This is a genomic window from Mesorhizobium sp. M00.F.Ca.ET.216.01.1.1, assembly GCF_004010325.2.
Lineage (GTDB): Bacteria > Pseudomonadota > Alphaproteobacteria > Rhizobiales > Rhizobiaceae > Mesorhizobium.
The window spans coordinates 68,413-83,649 of the sequence record NZ_SADR02000019.1; the positions used below are offsets into that span (position 1 = coordinate 68,413).

17 protein-coding genes and 4 pseudogenes are annotated in these 15,237 nt (G+C 62.4%); 7 read left to right on the plus strand and 14 right to left on the minus strand.

The features are described 5' to 3' along the window. Nucleotides 1-182: 182 nt before the first annotated feature. A complete protein-coding gene (locus EN859_RS23210; protein ID WP_127855046.1) occupies nt 183-1,151 on the minus strand; it encodes an MBL fold metallo-hydrolase in 969 nt (322 codons plus the stop codon). Nucleotides 1,152-1,290: 139 nt separating this feature from the next. Here EN859_RS23210 and EN859_RS23215 point away from each other — a divergent pair, with 139 nt between their 5' ends. Then, entirely contained in the window at nt 1,291-2,268 is a 978-nt protein-coding gene (locus EN859_RS23215) for a LysR family transcriptional regulator (RefSeq protein ID WP_245525667.1), read from the plus strand. 91 nt (nt 2,269-2,359) lie between these two features. Here EN859_RS23215 and EN859_RS39530 read toward each other — a convergent pair. After that, nucleotides 2,360-2,780 (minus strand): annotated as a pseudogene (locus EN859_RS39530) (plasmid maintenance toxin (PemK-like)); the annotation flags it as partial. After that, on the minus strand, nt 2,767-3,075 hold the full coding sequence (locus EN859_RS23225) for a type II toxin-antitoxin system Phd/YefM family antitoxin (RefSeq protein ID WP_127855045.1): 309 nt from the start codon (nt 3,073-3,075) through the stop codon (nt 2,767-2,769). The gene EN859_RS23225 and the pseudogene EN859_RS39530, both read right to left, overlap by 14 nt. Before the next feature lie 90 nt (nt 3,076-3,165). Here EN859_RS23225 and EN859_RS39535 point away from each other — a divergent pair. Continuing rightward, nucleotides 3,166-3,335, plus strand: a pseudogene (locus tag EN859_RS39535) (integrase); the annotation flags it as partial. A 183-nt stretch (nt 3,336-3,518) separates the two neighbouring features. Here the strand turns inward: EN859_RS39535 and EN859_RS23235 are convergent. Continuing rightward, nucleotides 3,519-4,037, minus strand: coding sequence for an RES family NAD+ phosphorylase (locus EN859_RS23235; RefSeq protein WP_127855044.1), 519 nt, complete (start codon nt 4,035-4,037; stop codon nt 3,519-3,521). Then, nucleotides 4,034-4,423 (minus strand): MbcA/ParS/Xre antitoxin family protein, encoded by a 390-nt coding sequence (locus tag EN859_RS23240; RefSeq protein WP_127855043.1) that lies wholly within the window; start codon nt 4,421-4,423, stop codon nt 4,034-4,036. Before EN859_RS23240 ends, EN859_RS23235 begins: the two co-directional genes overlap by 4 nt. 761 nt (nt 4,424-5,184) lie before the next feature. Between EN859_RS23240 and EN859_RS23245 the strand changes: the two are divergent. Both EN859_RS23245 and EN859_RS23250 read left to right on the plus strand, forming a co-directional pair. Then, nucleotides 5,185-5,445: pseudogene (locus EN859_RS23245) on the plus strand (IS21 family transposase); the annotation flags it as partial. Nucleotides 5,446-5,525: 80 nt separating this feature from the next. After that, entirely contained in the window at nt 5,526-5,729 is a 204-nt protein-coding gene (locus EN859_RS23250; RefSeq protein WP_127855042.1) for a hypothetical protein, read from the plus strand. On the opposite strand, the gene EN859_RS23255 is transcribed toward EN859_RS23250, so the two are convergent. Then, nucleotides 5,708-6,160, minus strand: a complete 453-nt coding sequence (locus EN859_RS23255) for a cupredoxin domain-containing protein (protein WP_127855041.1) — start codon at nt 6,158-6,160, stop codon at nt 5,708-5,710. The two genes, EN859_RS23250 and EN859_RS23255, sit on opposite strands and share 22 nt — an antisense overlap. Nucleotides 6,161-6,451: 291 nt before the next feature. Here EN859_RS23255 and EN859_RS39540 point away from each other — a divergent pair. From EN859_RS39540 to EN859_RS38275, 3 genes and pseudogenes are all read left to right on the plus strand, one after another. Further along, a pseudogene (locus EN859_RS39540) lies at nt 6,452-6,624 on the plus strand (transcriptional regulator); the annotation flags it as partial. 527 nt (nt 6,625-7,151) lie between these two features. Next, on the plus strand, nt 7,152-7,361 hold the full coding sequence (locus tag EN859_RS23270) for a cold-shock protein (RefSeq protein ID WP_127855112.1): 210 nt from the start codon (nt 7,152-7,154) through the stop codon (nt 7,359-7,361). Between the two features lie 209 nt (nt 7,362-7,570). After that, nucleotides 7,571-7,807 carry a hypothetical protein gene (locus EN859_RS38275; RefSeq protein WP_189502181.1) on the plus strand — a complete coding sequence of 79 codons (237 nt, stop codon included), beginning with the start codon at nt 7,571-7,573 and terminating at the stop codon, nt 7,805-7,807. Nucleotides 7,808-8,014: 207 nt separating this feature from the next. On the opposite strand, the gene EN859_RS23280 is transcribed toward EN859_RS38275, so the two are convergent. From EN859_RS23280 to EN859_RS23315, 8 genes are all read right to left on the minus strand, one after another. Further along, nucleotides 8,015-8,629 (minus strand): isoprenylcysteine carboxylmethyltransferase family protein, encoded by a 615-nt coding sequence (locus EN859_RS23280; protein ID WP_127855040.1) that lies wholly within the window; start codon nt 8,627-8,629, stop codon nt 8,015-8,017. A 128-nt stretch (nt 8,630-8,757) separates the two neighbouring features. Then, complete coding sequence (locus tag EN859_RS23285; protein WP_127855039.1) at nt 8,758-10,785, minus strand: bifunctional DedA family/phosphatase PAP2 family protein; 2,028 nt, start codon at nt 10,783-10,785, stop codon at nt 8,758-8,760. Nucleotides 10,786-10,795: 10 nt separating this feature from the next. After that, a complete protein-coding gene (locus EN859_RS23290) occupies nt 10,796-11,347 on the minus strand; it encodes a phosphatase PAP2 family protein (protein ID WP_127855038.1) in 552 nt (183 codons plus the stop codon). Between the two features lie 80 nt (nt 11,348-11,427). Further along, on the minus strand, nt 11,428-12,642 hold the full coding sequence (locus tag EN859_RS23295) for an MFS transporter (protein WP_127855037.1): 1,215 nt from the start codon (nt 12,640-12,642) through the stop codon (nt 11,428-11,430). Nucleotides 12,643-12,670: 28 nt separating this feature from the next. Then, nucleotides 12,671-13,213, minus strand: coding sequence for a Chromate resistance protein ChrB (locus EN859_RS23300; RefSeq protein ID WP_127855036.1), 543 nt, complete (start codon nt 13,211-13,213; stop codon nt 12,671-12,673). Between the two features lie 242 nt (nt 13,214-13,455). After that, the gene (locus EN859_RS23305) at nt 13,456-13,869 is read right to left on the minus strand and encodes a curlin (RefSeq protein ID WP_127855035.1); all 414 of its coding nucleotides are present in this window, start codon (nt 13,867-13,869) and stop codon (nt 13,456-13,458) included. Between the two features lie 171 nt (nt 13,870-14,040). Beyond that, nucleotides 14,041-14,442, minus strand: a complete 402-nt coding sequence (gene csgH / locus EN859_RS23310) for a curli-like amyloid fiber formation chaperone CsgH (protein WP_127855034.1) — start codon at nt 14,440-14,442, stop codon at nt 14,041-14,043. A gap of 71 nt (nt 14,443-14,513) precedes the next feature. After that, the gene (locus EN859_RS23315) at nt 14,514-14,951 is read right to left on the minus strand and encodes a curlin (protein WP_127855033.1); all 438 of its coding nucleotides are present in this window, start codon (nt 14,949-14,951) and stop codon (nt 14,514-14,516) included. Between the last annotated feature and the right edge of the window lie 286 nt (nt 14,952-15,237).

Sequence of the window (15,237 nt, forward strand, 5' to 3'; positions counted from 1 at the left end):
GATTTGCGGAGAGCCGGACGCCAAGACCTCAGAGCGCCGCTACAGCCCTGCTGAATGCACCGGCATTAAGAAGAGCTGTATGAAGTCTCGCCCGATCTGGCTATCTCTGCTCATCGCATGTCGAACGCCCGAACTTTATGATGCGGATGCCGACGCGTCACGTCACGCACTGAGTTCTACCACTACAGTTCATAGACCCATTCGGCCGGCACGAAGCGATAGGCTTGGCCATCGCGCGCGACATGTCCGAAACCGGGGAATGGCAAATGCATCCCGGCGATCAGCATCCGGTCGGCAGCGACCCGGTCGAGCGTCCGCTTGCGCGTTTCGGCGGCCAGTTCGGAATCGACATCGAATGCAATGCTCCAGTCCGGGCGGGCGAACTGATAGGTCGCCATATGCACGACATCGCCCCAGATGAACAGCGCCTCGCCGTCCGATTCGACGATGAAGCCGGCATGGCCCGGCGTGTGGCCGGGCAACGGCACTGTGCGGATCGAGCCGACCGCCTCGCGCTCGCCGTCCACTTGCCGCAGGCGGTCCGCATAAGCGGCGGCAGCCCGGCGTGCCCCGATAAAGAACGGCTTTGCCTCGTCCGGCGCCTGGTTCATGTTCGCGTCGTCGTGCCAGAAGGCGTAGTCGGTGGCGGTGACGACGAGCTCGGCATTGGGAAACAGCGCCTCGCCGGCGGAGGTCAGCACGCCGTTGATATGGTCGGGATGCATGTGGGTGATCAGCAAGGTGTCGACCTGGTCGGGAGCAACGCCGGCAGCCTGCAAAGCCGCGGGAAGACGGCCGAGCGCCGGACCGCTGCCATCCGACATACCGGCGTCGATGAGCACCAGCCGGTCGCCGAGATTGACGAGATAGGCATTGACGGGCGTGCGCCGCGGTCCGGGCTTGTCAAAGCTGGCCTCCGCCAGACGCCCCGCCTCGGCGTCGACGAGCCCGATGAAAAGCTCCGATTTAATGTCGATATAGCCGTCCAGCAGCGCCGTGACCTCGATCGAACCCACCTTGCGGCGCAGCGCGCCAAGGGTAGGGGCGTGGGCCAGCGGCGCGCGGGCCAGTGCCGGAACGGAGGCGCCAGCTAGAAGGGCACCGCCGGCCAGGCCGGCACTGGCGAGAAAATGACGGCGGGAAAACGTCATGGCATCATCTCCGGTTGGGATCATAGAGCTCCGGGGCAGAGCGAGACGGGTCTACTTCATAGGTTCAGCTTTTTGAACTTGCCGGTTTCTTATATCGGCTATTACTCTTGCTTATTAATCACGACAGGGAGTTGCCATCATGGACCGCCTGACGGAGCTGACCAGCTTCATACGTGCCTCCGAAACCGGCAGCTTCTCGGCAGCGGCACGAGAGCTGGGCTTGAGCCAGCCGGCCATCAGCCAGCAGATCCGCGCATTGGAAAAGCGCCTCGGCGTCCGGCTCTTTGACCGTACGACCCGGTATGTTTCTCCGACGGAAGCCGGTCGACGCTATCTGGAGCGTGCCCGTGACATCGTCGAGCGCCTCGATGAGGCGGACCGCAGCGTCGGTTGTCTCGAATCAAAGATGTGCGGACGTCTTGCGGTCGGCGCGCCGGCCAGCTTCGGGGCCGGTGTGCTCGGCAACTACCTCATCGAGTTCAAGCGCGCCTATCCGGAACTGATACTAGACGTGGCGCTGACCGACAGTTTCGTCGACGTAATCGCAGAGAGGCTCGACGTAGTGATCCGAATGGGGACCATTGATGATGACCGGCTGATCGTGCGCAAGCTCGGTGTGATGGAGCGACGCCTGGCGGCAACGCCGGACTATCTCGACCGGAGGGGCCGGCCGCGGCGGCCAGAGGATCTTTCCGACCATGACTACCTACATTACGCCCACATCACGACGCGGGACATTGTGCCGCTCACCGGCCCAGGCGGCGAAAAGGCCGAGGTGCGGATCCGGCCGACCATGCGCTCCAACACTTCGCTGCTAAATCACCAGGCACTGCTGTCTGGCCTCGGTATCGGCCTCGGGCACAAGGTGATACTCGACCCGCTCGTCGCCCAAGAGCGGCTCGAGTATGTGCTACCAGATTGGCACTACGCACCGCATCACGTGCATGCGGTCTATCCGTCGAACCGCTTCATTCCCTTGAAGGTCAGGCGGTTCGTTGACGGCCTCACCGAGCACCTCGCCGCGATGGGTGCGCTCATCAGTGACGCTGGCCCCGGCTTAGTGGCGACGCAAGCGAGAGACTTTAGCCTCACCGATCTACCCCTAAGTGCCGCTTGAGCTTAACGCGCAGCTTCGCGTCACTACGAATGACGGCACCCCGCCGTAAAGACGCCTTGATGGAGACTGCCCCTGCCCTGACGCCACACGCCGTGCGCGACGTGCTCGTGTGCGCCTGGCCTGTCGCGATGGCGACAAACCGGCGCTTGACCGCGGCAAACGACGCCGGCGGCAGCGGCCCGTAATAGCCGCTCTGCGTCTCCACCGGCCGGATATCGGGCCCGGCCAGGCGAACCGGTTGCTTTCCGTCAAAACGATCCACGACCGCTCACCGTCAAGCCGCAAGCGCAGCTTGACCGCAGCCGGGATCTCTATGGCATCATCGGGATCGGACGGCGGCGTATGGGTGATCGGCAGGACCCGGACGACCGGCGAGCCGTCCTCCTGCACGGCGACCAGCGCCAACACCAGGCAGGGCCGGTCCTTGTCGCCTTCCTCGCGGCCCTCGCGGTGCCAAGCTAGAGATAGGAATAACGGAAGACGTGGCCGACCTTGATTTCAGCCGGCAGCATTTTTTGCCGTCAGGCTTTTTGCGCCGGAGGGTTTTGACCGAGAGAGCTCGTCGTTGAGATGGTCGAGACCCGGCTCCATTTCGGAGGCTTCGACCGCAGCGATTTCGTCCGCGCCGAGCTCTGCTGTCAGCCCGACCCGCCGGTCGCGCTTCGACAGCCGGACAAAATCCTCGTAAGCCAGCAGCACGGTGCGCGGGCGGCCGTTCTTGGTGATGATGACCGGGTCGCGGACCGCGGCATCCTGATAGGCGCCGAAGTTTTTCGAGACGGCGGCGGCGGTGACGGTGGTGGTCATCGGCGAGACTCCTTTGTTCCGGAATATACGGCTTTCCGTAAGTGTCGGGCGCCAGCCAGTGTCGGGCGCCAGCCAGATGGAAACGAGCCAGTGACAGGGCAGCTTGCCAAGCCCCAGAATGCTGAAATCGTCGCGCGACGGGCCGAAGCCCTCGACGCACTCGATTCCGTGCTGCCCTTCGACGCCGCGATTTTCTCGCCGGGGTCTTGACCGACGACGACGTCGCAACGCTGCGCCATCTCGCCAGGGAAGGCATTGGCGCCGGTCGATGCCGCGGAAGACGGCGCCCTCGGTGATCCCGGCGCGTTCGAGCCCACGATAGCCATGCAGCAGTCGCAGCATCGCTCCGTGCAGCAAGCGTCGGGCTGACGCGGAACGGACGCTCGGGCGGGCGACGCGGATAATCGTCTCAGTCGCAGATCGATCCGAGCCTTGCGGCCACGTCAGCTCCAGGACAATTGGTTCCGCGGCAGCCGCCGTCCGGGATCGATCACCTTGACCTGGTGCGGGAGCACCTCGCCCCAGCTCCACAGCACGAGGTTCTGGTCGGATGTGTCGGCACCTGGCGCGAAGCTGGGCACGAGAATGCCGAACTTGCCTTCAGTAACGAGGCGGTCATGGATGCTCCATGATGGCGGCCGTTTGCCATCGGCGAGAAAATCCATCCAGGCACAAGCCATATCTTCGAACCGGATCCCGGTGTCGGCCTGGCCTTGCGTCGTCCTCAGATCGACAATGTCATCGCAATCGATCTCGTATGAGCAGAGCACGCAGGGGTCAATGCGATGTGCAAAACCCTGATTGGCCTCCTTCACGGCCGTCATGATGTCGAGCGCCAGATAAAGCGTAGGCACACCTTTCGGGTTGAATCTGGCACCCCGAATAGCCGCTCCTTCGCCTGAGATCGGCTGGAAGGACCAACGCGGATCATGGGCGCGGTAGCAAATTCCGGCAAACCTCAAGCAAAGCCACCAACGGCGACATGATCCAGGTAGTCGCGAACCGCGCTTGCCTTGCCTTCCTTAACCAGAGCTTCCGCCGTCCGCCCGCCGAATGCCGGTATCGGCTGAGCCCGGTACCAGGCCATCGCCTGCTCCTTGCCTCCAGCCCAGTCGGTCACCCTGCTGATGATCTCAAGCATTTCACGAAGGCGACCTTGTGTCTTTGCAGCACGGCTACGCTCAACCCTATAGAGGGTTTCCCGCGCAAGACCCGCCGTTTCGGCAAGCTGACCTTTGGACATGCCGAATCCATCCGCCACCTGGGCGATAGCGATCTTCCCCGCCCGATCCATATAGGACAGCACCAACGGTTCTTTCTGAACTGGGACTTTCAACGCTTGGGTCATCCCTGGCTCCTTTGCCATATTCAGGAACACATTTCTTGTACACGATATATGGCATTGCGCGACAGACTACAAGCCTCGGTTGGCTGATGGGACGTCGTTGAGGCGTCACCAGACGTATTCACACGTTCGTTTTTCTGACGGTGACGAGCTGAGCTGGGCCCAGGTCGTTGCGCCGGTCGCTTCAAGGAAGCGGCGGTTAAAGGTCCGCCCTTGAAGGAGCGGCCGGCGATGGAATGGTCAACCCGGGATCAAAGCGCGCTCAAGCACGTGAAGGGCAAGGAAAACCTGCGCCCACGCCTCGCTGCAAGACTTCTGGGACGAGAACTGCGATGAAGCGGGCCCAAGCGCCTACAAGAGTGGGCGGGCATACCGTTGCTCCCGCATTGATCGCCGCCCGCAGCCGGGTCTCCAAGGTGTCGATCTCCTCTGCGGCGGCGATGCCTCCATCGCGGGCTCCAGGGAACGTGTTACCCCTGCGAGCATTGCTGGCCCGGGTGGCTGTGCGGACCGGAATAAAGGAGAAGCCGGCGCCGCCAGGGTGCGCGGCGACAAACAAGGTGAGATTCAGCGTCAATCAGGATGAGACTCTGCGGCGGGGGTGTGACGCAGGGAGGGCGTAGCCCGACCGGAGTTACACCCCCGCCGCGGCGTCAATTTCAGCGTCTGTGATCGCGGTCGGCCCGGTAGCTTGGTGGTTTTCTGAATGGAGAATCACCTTTGTGCCGGGTCGCCATGTAACCGACCATCAGACGAGGCTTTTTATGAAGTACCGACAGAACAATTCCATCGAGGTCGCCGCCGCCAAGGCGTCGATCAGCAGGGCGACGGCCTATTGCATCAAGAAGAATCCGGACCTGCCATCGCAGAAGCAAAAGGCTCGCGGCCGGCGCCGGCCTGACCCTCTCGAGCACATCTTCGATGCTGAGGTCGTTCCGCTTTTGAAGGCGGCGCCTGGCATTCGTGCCGTTGCGATTTACCAGGAGATGCTGCGGCGGCATCCGGACCTGTCCGAGGGTATTCGCTGAACCCTGGAGCGGCGCATCCGGTCGTGGCGCGCCATCTATGAAGCCCTGATCGGCACGGCCTATGTGGGAGACGTCGCATGAAGGACGCCCACATCATCGACGAAGCCCGTCTCGGCATCGTGCTCAACGAACTCAGATTGCCGACGATCAAGACCCTGTGGCCGCAATTTGCCGGCTGGAAGACGGTGGGCGGAAATCGACTTCGCTTGGGAGCTTCTAAGAGCAAGTCCTACGGCTACTCGCGCCTCCCGGCGAGATCCTATTTTGTGACGGTCATGTGATTGACCATGCCAAGCTTGAAATGGCCCGCCCTGTTACAAAGCAGAATGTAGGAGCCCGGCTCCAGTTTCACCGTTAGCGTGCCGGACTTCCCGGGCTCGAGGTCTTCGATTTCGTTTACGACCTCGAGTGCACTCTCCTCGACCTCCTTTTCATGCTCATTGTAAGGCAGCATCTCGATGGGCTTGTCAGCTCTGACGACGACGAACTCGTGAACCAAGGTCTGGGATGTATTGGACACGTTGAAGGTCACATTGCCGGCCTTGACCTGTTCGGTGCTCAGGTCCATGCGCATGTATTGCATGCCCTTGTCGGTCAAGGTGACGCCAACCGTTTCGTCGGCTCTTGCTGGCACAGCGGCGATGATGAGCGCAGCCGCCGCGGGCAACATACCAACCCGCGCCGGCCATGCGATGAGCGTGGTAGCTTGCATTTGTGCGTTTCTCCCGGTTCCCGCGGCGTCCAACCCTGCAGAGATCAAGCAAGGCCGCCACGGTTCGAACAGTCAACGGGTGACCGTCGCAGTTTATTCCCACGGCCCTGATCCATTCGTGCTCGAGGCGCTGGAGGAGGTCGCGCGGGGCACGAACCGCGCCATCAGGCAGTCGGGTGGCGTACATATCGACGAGGCTTTGCCGGCGCTGGTCCGGGGATTCGGCGACGGCCGAATCCCACCGGTGCGAGCGGTACCCGGTTTGCCGAGGCCAGTTCAACCAACGGCTGAGAGCTAGCCCTAAACGCAAACGTATCTCCCGATACCATCGCGCGGTTAGAAAGAGGCGAGCAGTTAAGGACTTCAACCATCGCCGCAATTTGTAAGGTCTTCGAAGCGGCCGGATCGAATTCATTCCAGAGAACGGTGGCGGCGCCGGTGTTCGGCTGACGCGTCGATCTTGATCGACATTCGCGCAACGAACGCCGGACCAAACAGCACGAACCACGGCCACCGGCGAATGCAAGATTCAGACTGCAAGCGATCTGGATTTCGGCACGAAGGGCGTCATAGACGGCCGCGATACCGAAAGCTAGAAATCTCGTTAAGCATTGCACTGCTTCATTTCGGTGTGATCCTCGCCTCGGATTACGTCGGACAGGTTTTCCTCCCATGTCCAGAAAAGCCCTGCCGCCTCTGAAACCGGCGGGGCCCTTTCTTGGTAACGGTGATTGAGCAGGCTTCGACATTGGATCGACGATGCCGCCAACTCCGGCCCTCGACATCGCGTTTTTCGCGCGACGGGGCATTTGCCCGTCGATGCGGCCTGAAATCCGCAGGACGCCGGGACCTGCGCAAGTGCGGTAAGACGTCCGGTGCGCTTTCCATGTTAGCAATGGATGACCGTCATGGATATGCTTGGCCTGCTGATCTTGCCGCTGAAATGACCCGCGATCAGCACGCGGTCATCCTGTCAGAAAAAGGGCTCTCCATGGCTACCGGAACGGTAAAATGGTTCAATTCGCAAAAGGGTTTTGGTTTTATTCAGCCGGATCAGGGCGGCCCGGATGTGTTCGTGCATATTTCCGCCGTCGAGCGCTCCGGCTTGCGGGGCCTCAATGATGGTCAGAAGGTCAGCTACGAACTGGTGCAGGACAAACGTTCCGGAAAGACGTCAGCCGGTGAGCTTCGAGTGATCTGATGGGAGGCTGACCGGCCACGGGGCGGTCGGTCCTATCCCTTCCACATCGTCGAGCGGAGAAGAGCTTGCAGTGCTCTGCCAAGTCGAGCTCGCCGCGCGCCCTCGATCTCTAAAAGATATCGGGCCTTGGTCAGGCGATCGGCTTCCCTGACCGCAGGATAGGCGCAGATGGCCAGCAGCGCCCTTTCCTCAGCTCGGCTGGCGCTGTCGTGGTCGCGGCGGCCGCCCATTTCGTGGATGGCCCGAACGCCGCGTATGCTGCCTTGTGCGCCTTAATCAGCGCCCGCAGTTCGTTGGACGGTTCTCGGTCTCGGCGCGGCGGCTCTGTGGCGAAAGCCGTTGCCGCAACCGTCGAGGCGATGAAGGCGCTGCCGGAGTGGAAAAGCAAGGTGCGGCGGTTGATCCTGGACGTTGTGAACTCTCCTCTTCACTTCATGGCAGGCTAGATCGGTGTCGTAAACACCCCCGGGCACCGTAGCACGACGGTTGGCGCACTCATGTCAGGATGGATGGCACCGTGGCAGCCCACATGGCCTTGTCGGACAGGCCCGGCGGCCAGTCAGGTCCCCCCAACAGGCTGTCGAGTCGCTGCTAGGTCCGGCTAGGACCGGTGCACCGAGTCACGCCAAGCCGACGTCCCTAGCGCCCGCTGTTCAATAGATATGCACAAACGTGGGTAGAAAGCCGGAGTTATGGAGTCCTTCGAGGAATTCCACCAGCCCCCCGGCGATGATGAACCAGGTGCCGTCCGCAAGACTCTTGCGGACCGGTGCCGCCGAGACAAGGTAACTGTCTGGCTCGATGAAGAGGCGAATTTGCGGCCAGAAACGCGGCACGCGGGAGCAATACTCTCGGAACGCTGCGCCATGAAGCTTCAAAAGCGTCTCTTCCTCACTGGCGATCACCTTGGAGTAGTACACGGCGAACAGGATGCAGAACACCAGCGGCAGCAGTAGGGTCTCGGTAACGAGCATGACGCCGAGTCCGCCGACGAAGCTAAAGAAATAGAGCGGATTTCGGCAGACAGAGTAAGGGCCGATGACTGCGAGCTCGGTGTTTTTGCGTCCGCCGATATGAAGGCCACACCAAAGCCGACCTGCAACAGCGACTGCGATGCACACCCAGCCAATCAGCGACAAACTGTGCTCGAACATCGGCCGGGTCATCTCCCAGCCTTCCCTGGTCAAAGCAAGGGTACCCAGCAGCAACGCTGCCAAGGAACGCGATAAAGCGATGCGGATGCGGGGTGCAAAAAGGGCTGCGTTCACGAAATAAGGTCCATAACTTGTATCAATAGAGCGTTGCTTCTGTCTTTTCGTATTGTGTCCACCGGGTTCTGCAAGTCAGAACGCAGTCCAGTAGGCGGCCCGGGCATATCACCCACCGTCTAGACGCGCTATCGGTTGTTTTCGCGGGCGAGTAGAATGCGTCCATCCCAATTGGCGGTCGCGGTGTCGGCGCGAACGGCAAGGCGTCCGGCGTGAAGTTCGCTGGCAACCACGTCGCGCGACGTGTTCATGTCTGGCTGCGTCCACGCCAGGGTGAAAAGCGAAAGCGGTCGGTCGAGGCGCTCCTCGACGATCGACCCAACCCAAACTGGCAAGGAAGCGCCATCGGCAAGCTCCAGGTCGACGGCCCACAGTCGGAGCACTAACCGCGACACCCTCGGTACCGCGCCGTTTGGTAAAACGAGAGTCAGGCTCGGAAGGCGCCCGCTGGCGGGGCGGGGAACGACAGGAAGCGCGGCGGGATCGGCATTTGCGCTCAGCCAGGTCAGGGCGTTGAGCGGGCTCCAAGAGGCCGGGGCGCGCCACCCCTTGCGCAGCAGCATCGCCTGGAAAGAGGTCAGATCCCCCGCCCACTGAATGGTCAGGGGCTCCTCGAACTCGCCGGTCAGATCGACGCGCCGGGCCGGGAGTTGCTGCCAGCCGGTTGTCCACCATACGTCGGCCGGCATCGTCGGCGTTACAAACTTTACAGCATAACGTTCGGCGTCGAAGGCGTGATGCCGATAGATGTTAAGGCCTCCGGCGACGGCAAGTGCGGCGCACCCGACGACCATCAACCCCGTCGCACTGAGCGGTTCGGACAGCTTGCGCAGATAAAAGAAGCCGAGCGCGGTGAGCCAAACCGTTCCAAACGCCAGCCCGCCAACCACATCAGAAAACCAGTGGGCGCCGAGATAAAGGCGCGAAAACGCGATCAGAAGCACGAGGGAAGCGGCGCCGAAGGCGATCGGGAAACGCAACGCGACGCGCAACTCACGTGCAATCAGGAAGGCAAGGAAGCCGTAGAGAACGACGTTGACCGTGCTATGGCCGCTGGGGAAGGAAAACGCACTGGAGCCGGTGTAGAACAGTTCGCCGGGACGGGCGCGATGGAGTGCGACCTTGATGGCGGTATTGAGCGCGGATGCGCCAGCGATCGCGCCGAGCCAGTAAGCCGCTGTGCGCCAGGCGCGCTTCCATGCAAGCCAAAGGAACACGATGATCGTCACCGCGACCACGACGATGGTGTCGCCGAGTTCCGTGATGGCGATCATCAGCCCATCGCCGGGCGCCGTGCGCAGGTTCTGGAGAGCGCGGTAGATCGCTGCATCGACGCGCACCAGTGGATCGCCGCTGACGACGTCTTCGAGAACACCGAAGAACAACCAGGCGGCGCCGACCAACAGGAGAGCCAGCAGTGCCAGTCCCCTTGCGTCGGGTCGCGACGGATCGAGCAGATTGACGATGGTACGCGCCCACGCGGAATCATGGGTGCCAAGCTGGATGCGGATTCGCTCGGCAGCGACCGCGAGAGCTGGCACCCCGCGGTACAGCGCGAAGCGGACGATATGGATCATCGCCCAGATCAGGACGACGAGCAGAACGAGCAGGACGGCCAGCGGCTTTGTGGCCGATCCGAACAGGCTGAGCGAGGCACCAACAAGCACACCTGGCAGGATGTGCGAGGGCGCCCAGACCAGTGCGGACAAGACATTCGCGGCGTAAAAACGTCGGGCGGGCATCCCCAGCACACCGGCCAGCAGTGGAATGAAGGCACGCACGCCGGGGGTGAAACGGGCAAGAAAGACGCTCTTGTCGCCGTGGCGGGCGAAGAAGGCTTCGCTGCGGGCGACCAGCGCCGGGTAGCGGTTCAGCGGCCAGATGTTAAGGATCTCGCGGTGATAGCGGTAACCGATCCAGAACGAGAGGCCGTCGCCGATGATGGCGCCGGCCGTTGCTGCGGCAAGCAGCGGCCAGAGCGTGACCACGCCTGTCGGGACGAGCGCGCTGAGCGCGACGATGACAGCCGTGCCGGGCACAATGACGCCGACGACCGGGATGGATTCCGACAGGGCGAGAAGGAGCACCGCAGCATAGGCAAGATGCGGGTGCGCTGCGATGAACGCGGTGACGGCGGAGAGAAAGGACGTCACCATCCCAAGGTGCCTACAGAATGCTTGTGACCAATCGGTCCGCTCGCGTTCCCTCCCGATAGAGTGCGCGGACCAGCAGGGCCGCGACGATACCGGTCAGGGCACCGCCAAGAACATCGCTGACGTAATGAGTGCCGATGTAAACGCGCGATACAGTCACCAGCAGGGCCGCCACCAGGAACCAGAAGCCGAGACGGCGCATCCCATGCAACAGAAAGGCTGCCGCGATTGCGATGGTCGCCGTCGCATGGTCGGAGGGGAACGAGGGATCGGCGCTGTGGGCAATCAGGAGGTGGGTGACGCCGGCGTCATACGGGCGCATCCGATGGACGAGCAGCAGGATAAGCTGGTTGAGAGCGAGGCCGAGCAGGAAGGAAAATCCTGCGGCAAGGAGCACGTGGCGCGTAAGTTGCCGATCGGTTCGCCGCCACCGCTGTCCGGCAACCGCCAGGACGAGAAGCGGCACGCCGACCGCGGAAACCCAGATCATCAGGAAATCCAGCGCCGCGTTCGTTCCGGCAATGCTGTTGATGGCGTGTGTGCCCGCGACGTCAAGTTCGTACATCAATAGACCTTACTCCTGGCTTCAAATTGCGTTCCCCCAACGAGAGCGTTGCCGCAGCGTTCGACAATCAGGCCGCAGCATCAGGCATAATCCGGTCTTCTCAGTCGGCGGCGAATGAAAAGCAGGCCTGCCACGGTCATCGCGGCAAAGGCTGCGCCGGTGAGAAAGGTCGCCTGTGGCCCCGCCGCTTCCCAGAGAGCGCCGGCGATGATGCTGGCCAGCAGCAGGGCCAGCCCGGTGATCAGGTTGAACACGCCGAAGGCGGTGCCGCGCAGTTCCGCAGGTGCGGTGTCGGCAATCAGGGTTGCGAGCAGCCCCTGTGTGAAGCCCATATGCAGGCCCCAGAGCACGACACCCAGGCCGAGGCCGAGGGCGTCGCTTGCGAAGGCCAGCACGAGATCGGCGAGGACCAGCAGAGCCAGACCGAGAATCAGGATCGTCACCCGGTCCATCCGATCGGCCAGGATGCCGACCGGATAGGCGGAGAGCGCATAGGCGATGTTCATGATGACCAGCACGACCGGAACCAGCGTTAGCGCCAGGCCGATCGACTGAGCCCGCAGAATGAGAAAGGCTTCGCTGAAGCGGGCGAGTGTGAAGAGTGTTGCGACCACCACCACCCACCAATAGGTCGCGCCGAGACGGAGCAACTCGTCGCGATGGAGCGGCATGCGGACCGGACGCAGTTCCTTCGACCGCGGAGGCTCCTTGACGGCGACGAGGATAAGCGCGACCGATAGGAAGGCTGGAATGACGGCAATCCAGAACACCGCCTGGAAGTGGTTTGCCGTCAGCCACATCAAGCCGATGGCGACAAGCGGGCCGAGGAAGGCGCCGACCGTATCGAGCGATTGGCGCAGGCCGAAGCTCGCGCCGCGCAGATGCGGCGGGGCGATGTCGGCAACGAGGGCATCCCGCGGCGCGCCCCTGATGCCCTTGCCGACACGGTCGATGAAGCGGGCGGCGACGAGCCAGCCGATCGACGCAGCCAGCGGAAAGATCGGCTTGGTGAAGGCGGCGAGCCCGTAGCCGAAGGCGGCCAGGACCTTGCGCTTGCCGAGCCAGTCGCTGAGCGCCCCGGAAAACACCTTGGTGATCGAGGCGCTCGCCTCGGCGATCCCCTCGATGAGACCGACGGCAAGCGTCGAGGCGCCGAGCACGGTAACCATGTAGACGGGCAGCAGCGCGTGGATCATCTCCGACGAGATGTCCATCAGCATCGACACAAAACCGAGCGCCCAGACGCCAGCCGGGATGCCTGAGCGGATGGCGGAGGGCATTGTTCCAGTCGTCATGGCGTCCGCTCCGGCATGATCGGCCGCCTCATCGGTTCTCGTCATGGGCGTCGAAGACGCGTTGCGCATAGCTGTCGAGCAGAGCTTCGCAGGCGCGCAGGCGTTCTGTGGCTTCCTCGGCCAGCGCCGCGCCATAGAAGTCGAGCTTCTTGATCTTCTCGAGCCAGCCCTGGAGCTTCTTCAGATCAGTGTCCTCCTCCTCAAGCTCCGCATAGGTGAATTTGTTGATCGCAATCTCTTTGGCGATCTCCTTCTCGAAATCGGCGCAGCGACCGAGAAACTCACGATACTGCTCGTTACGGTCCGCCTTGAAGCGGGCGACGACCTTCTCTTCCTGGACCCGATCGAGGGCGATCGTCTCCAGGATGACGGATTCGCCGCGCATCTCAGAGACATCGTTCTCCAACATCTTCAGCCGGCGGACATGGTCGTCGGTCTTCGGCAACAGGCAAACGCCGTTCTGCAGATAGACGGCGCCCATACCCTTGAGCCGTCGCCACAGCGCAATGCGCTTGGCTGCCGGTTCAGGCGGCACTTTGTAGGTCAAAAGAAGCCACAAGGGAGCTACCATGGCTTCCTTGTAATGCAACGGTCGTAACATTTCAATTGAAATGCTCAAGCGCCATCAAGATCGACTGTTTAGGAGCAGTGAGGCAATCGCGATGACGACGGGTGCGCCGCATCGGACGCAAAAGAGAGGACTTGGGCAAAGCTCGCAAACTTTGCCCACGTATATTTGGCCAATTCCGTATTCGCGCCGCCCTGGAGGTTTCTTAACACCACCTGGCGGAAATTCATCCTCGTCGTCGGCCGTCACCAACCGTAGCTCAGGGTAGCGCCGCTACCACCATTGCCGTTCTGCACGACATTGGCGCTGGTGTTACCTCCGAACTGGAAAATGCCGTAAGCGTTGTCGTTGCCGTTCTGCTGCAAGGTGGCGGAATGACCGTTGCCTCTCTGCTGGACGATGCCCACATTGCCGCGCCCGTTCTGGGCGATGCCAGCCGCGTTGCCGTGTCCGGACTGACGGATGCTGGCACCGTGCAGGCCGCGATACAGCGAATAAAAGCGCAGGCCGGTCGCTAGAGCGCTGCCGTCGCGCGCGTTGGCCGGGGCATAGGTCACCGAGACCCAACCTCCTGCGAAGGCCGGTGCAGACAGCGGCGCCTGGCCGATGCTACCGGCAACGAGAGCGGCGGTAAGGGTCTTGAACATATTGCGGGTCATCCTGGTTCTCCATTTTTCGGTTGCCTCAGCCTATGGCCAACCTTCCCAAAACGCGGCTGAACCCCGCCGGAATCCGTCGTTCAGCTGTCGTTCAGCCGCTTGTCCATGGCTGGCCTGCATAAAAATGGGTGCCGATGCCGACGCCCTTTTCGCAAAACCCGGCCGGTGCGATCAGGTCGCGCCGCCGATCTGGTCGGCACAGCCGATGCTCTTGCCGTCGACCGTGACCTCTAGCCTGGCGTCATAGACGGCGCCCTTCGCGTCGAGCGTTACGGCACCGAGGCTGGCAGGCCTGCCGGGCGCAGCGCTGAAGGCGCCGCCCTGCTCGATATTGGTGCTGCCGGTCTGGCCGGCGCTTTCGACATGGAAGGAATAGGTGCCGCTCACCTTTCTATCGGCATAGGCGAGCGCCTCCAGCGAAACCATGTCGCCTTCCGGCGTGACGCGGATCTCGCAGCGCGCTGGCCCGACGGACTGGTCAGCGGTGGCTATGGTTGCCAGAGCGCCAGCCGGGATCAGAACCAGGGCGAGTGCGGCCATGACGCGGTGGGGATGCTTGACGATGCTGGGCATGGTTCTTCTCCTTGGCCTTGGCTAGCTGCGGCCGCGGACCCTTTCCACGACCGCCTGGCCGGTGCTGCCGCTTATGGGCAAGCCTGGACGAAGGCGGCGACGTTGCCGCTGCCGCCCTGGCTGACATTGGCATCGCAGTCATGGCCCACCTGCACGCCGGCGGCGATGTTGCCATTGCCGTCCTGGGTCAGGATGGTGGTGTGGTTGGAGCCGAACTGGCCAACGCCGGCCACGTTGCGGTCGCCGTTCTGGTAGGTGGCGCCGTAGTTGCCGACGCCTTGCTGGCCAATGGCCGAAAGGTTGTGGCGGCCGCGCTGCTGGCCTATCACCTTGTTGAAGCGGCCGTTCTGGTAGACGCGGATACGGTTTCTAAAGCCATTCTGGGCGCCGCCAGCCGAGTTCCGCCAGCCATATTGCTCGATGCTCACATCGTTGGCCTGGGCCGGGGCTGCGGCAGTAATACCGACCAGGGCGGTGAGCGCGGTTGCGACGAAATAAGTACGGATCATGAGAGCGTCTCCTTTGGCGGACGGGACCGCGAGTTGAACAGCTTCTTTCTAGGAGATGCCGCTCGAACCGATGCTGAAGGCAGCGTTCAGCCGGGGTTCAGGAGGCTTGTGCGGGTCGTGGCGGCTGGCCGGTCGAGCACGAAATCGACGTCCGCCAATTGTCGGAAAATCAATGAAGAGTCGTGGAGAGAAAAGAGCGGTTTCGCATCATGCTCTTCGAAATCGCGGCGCGAGTGTGATCGTCGGGTGCGAACTGAGAATAGGCATCTGCGGACATTACCAGCAA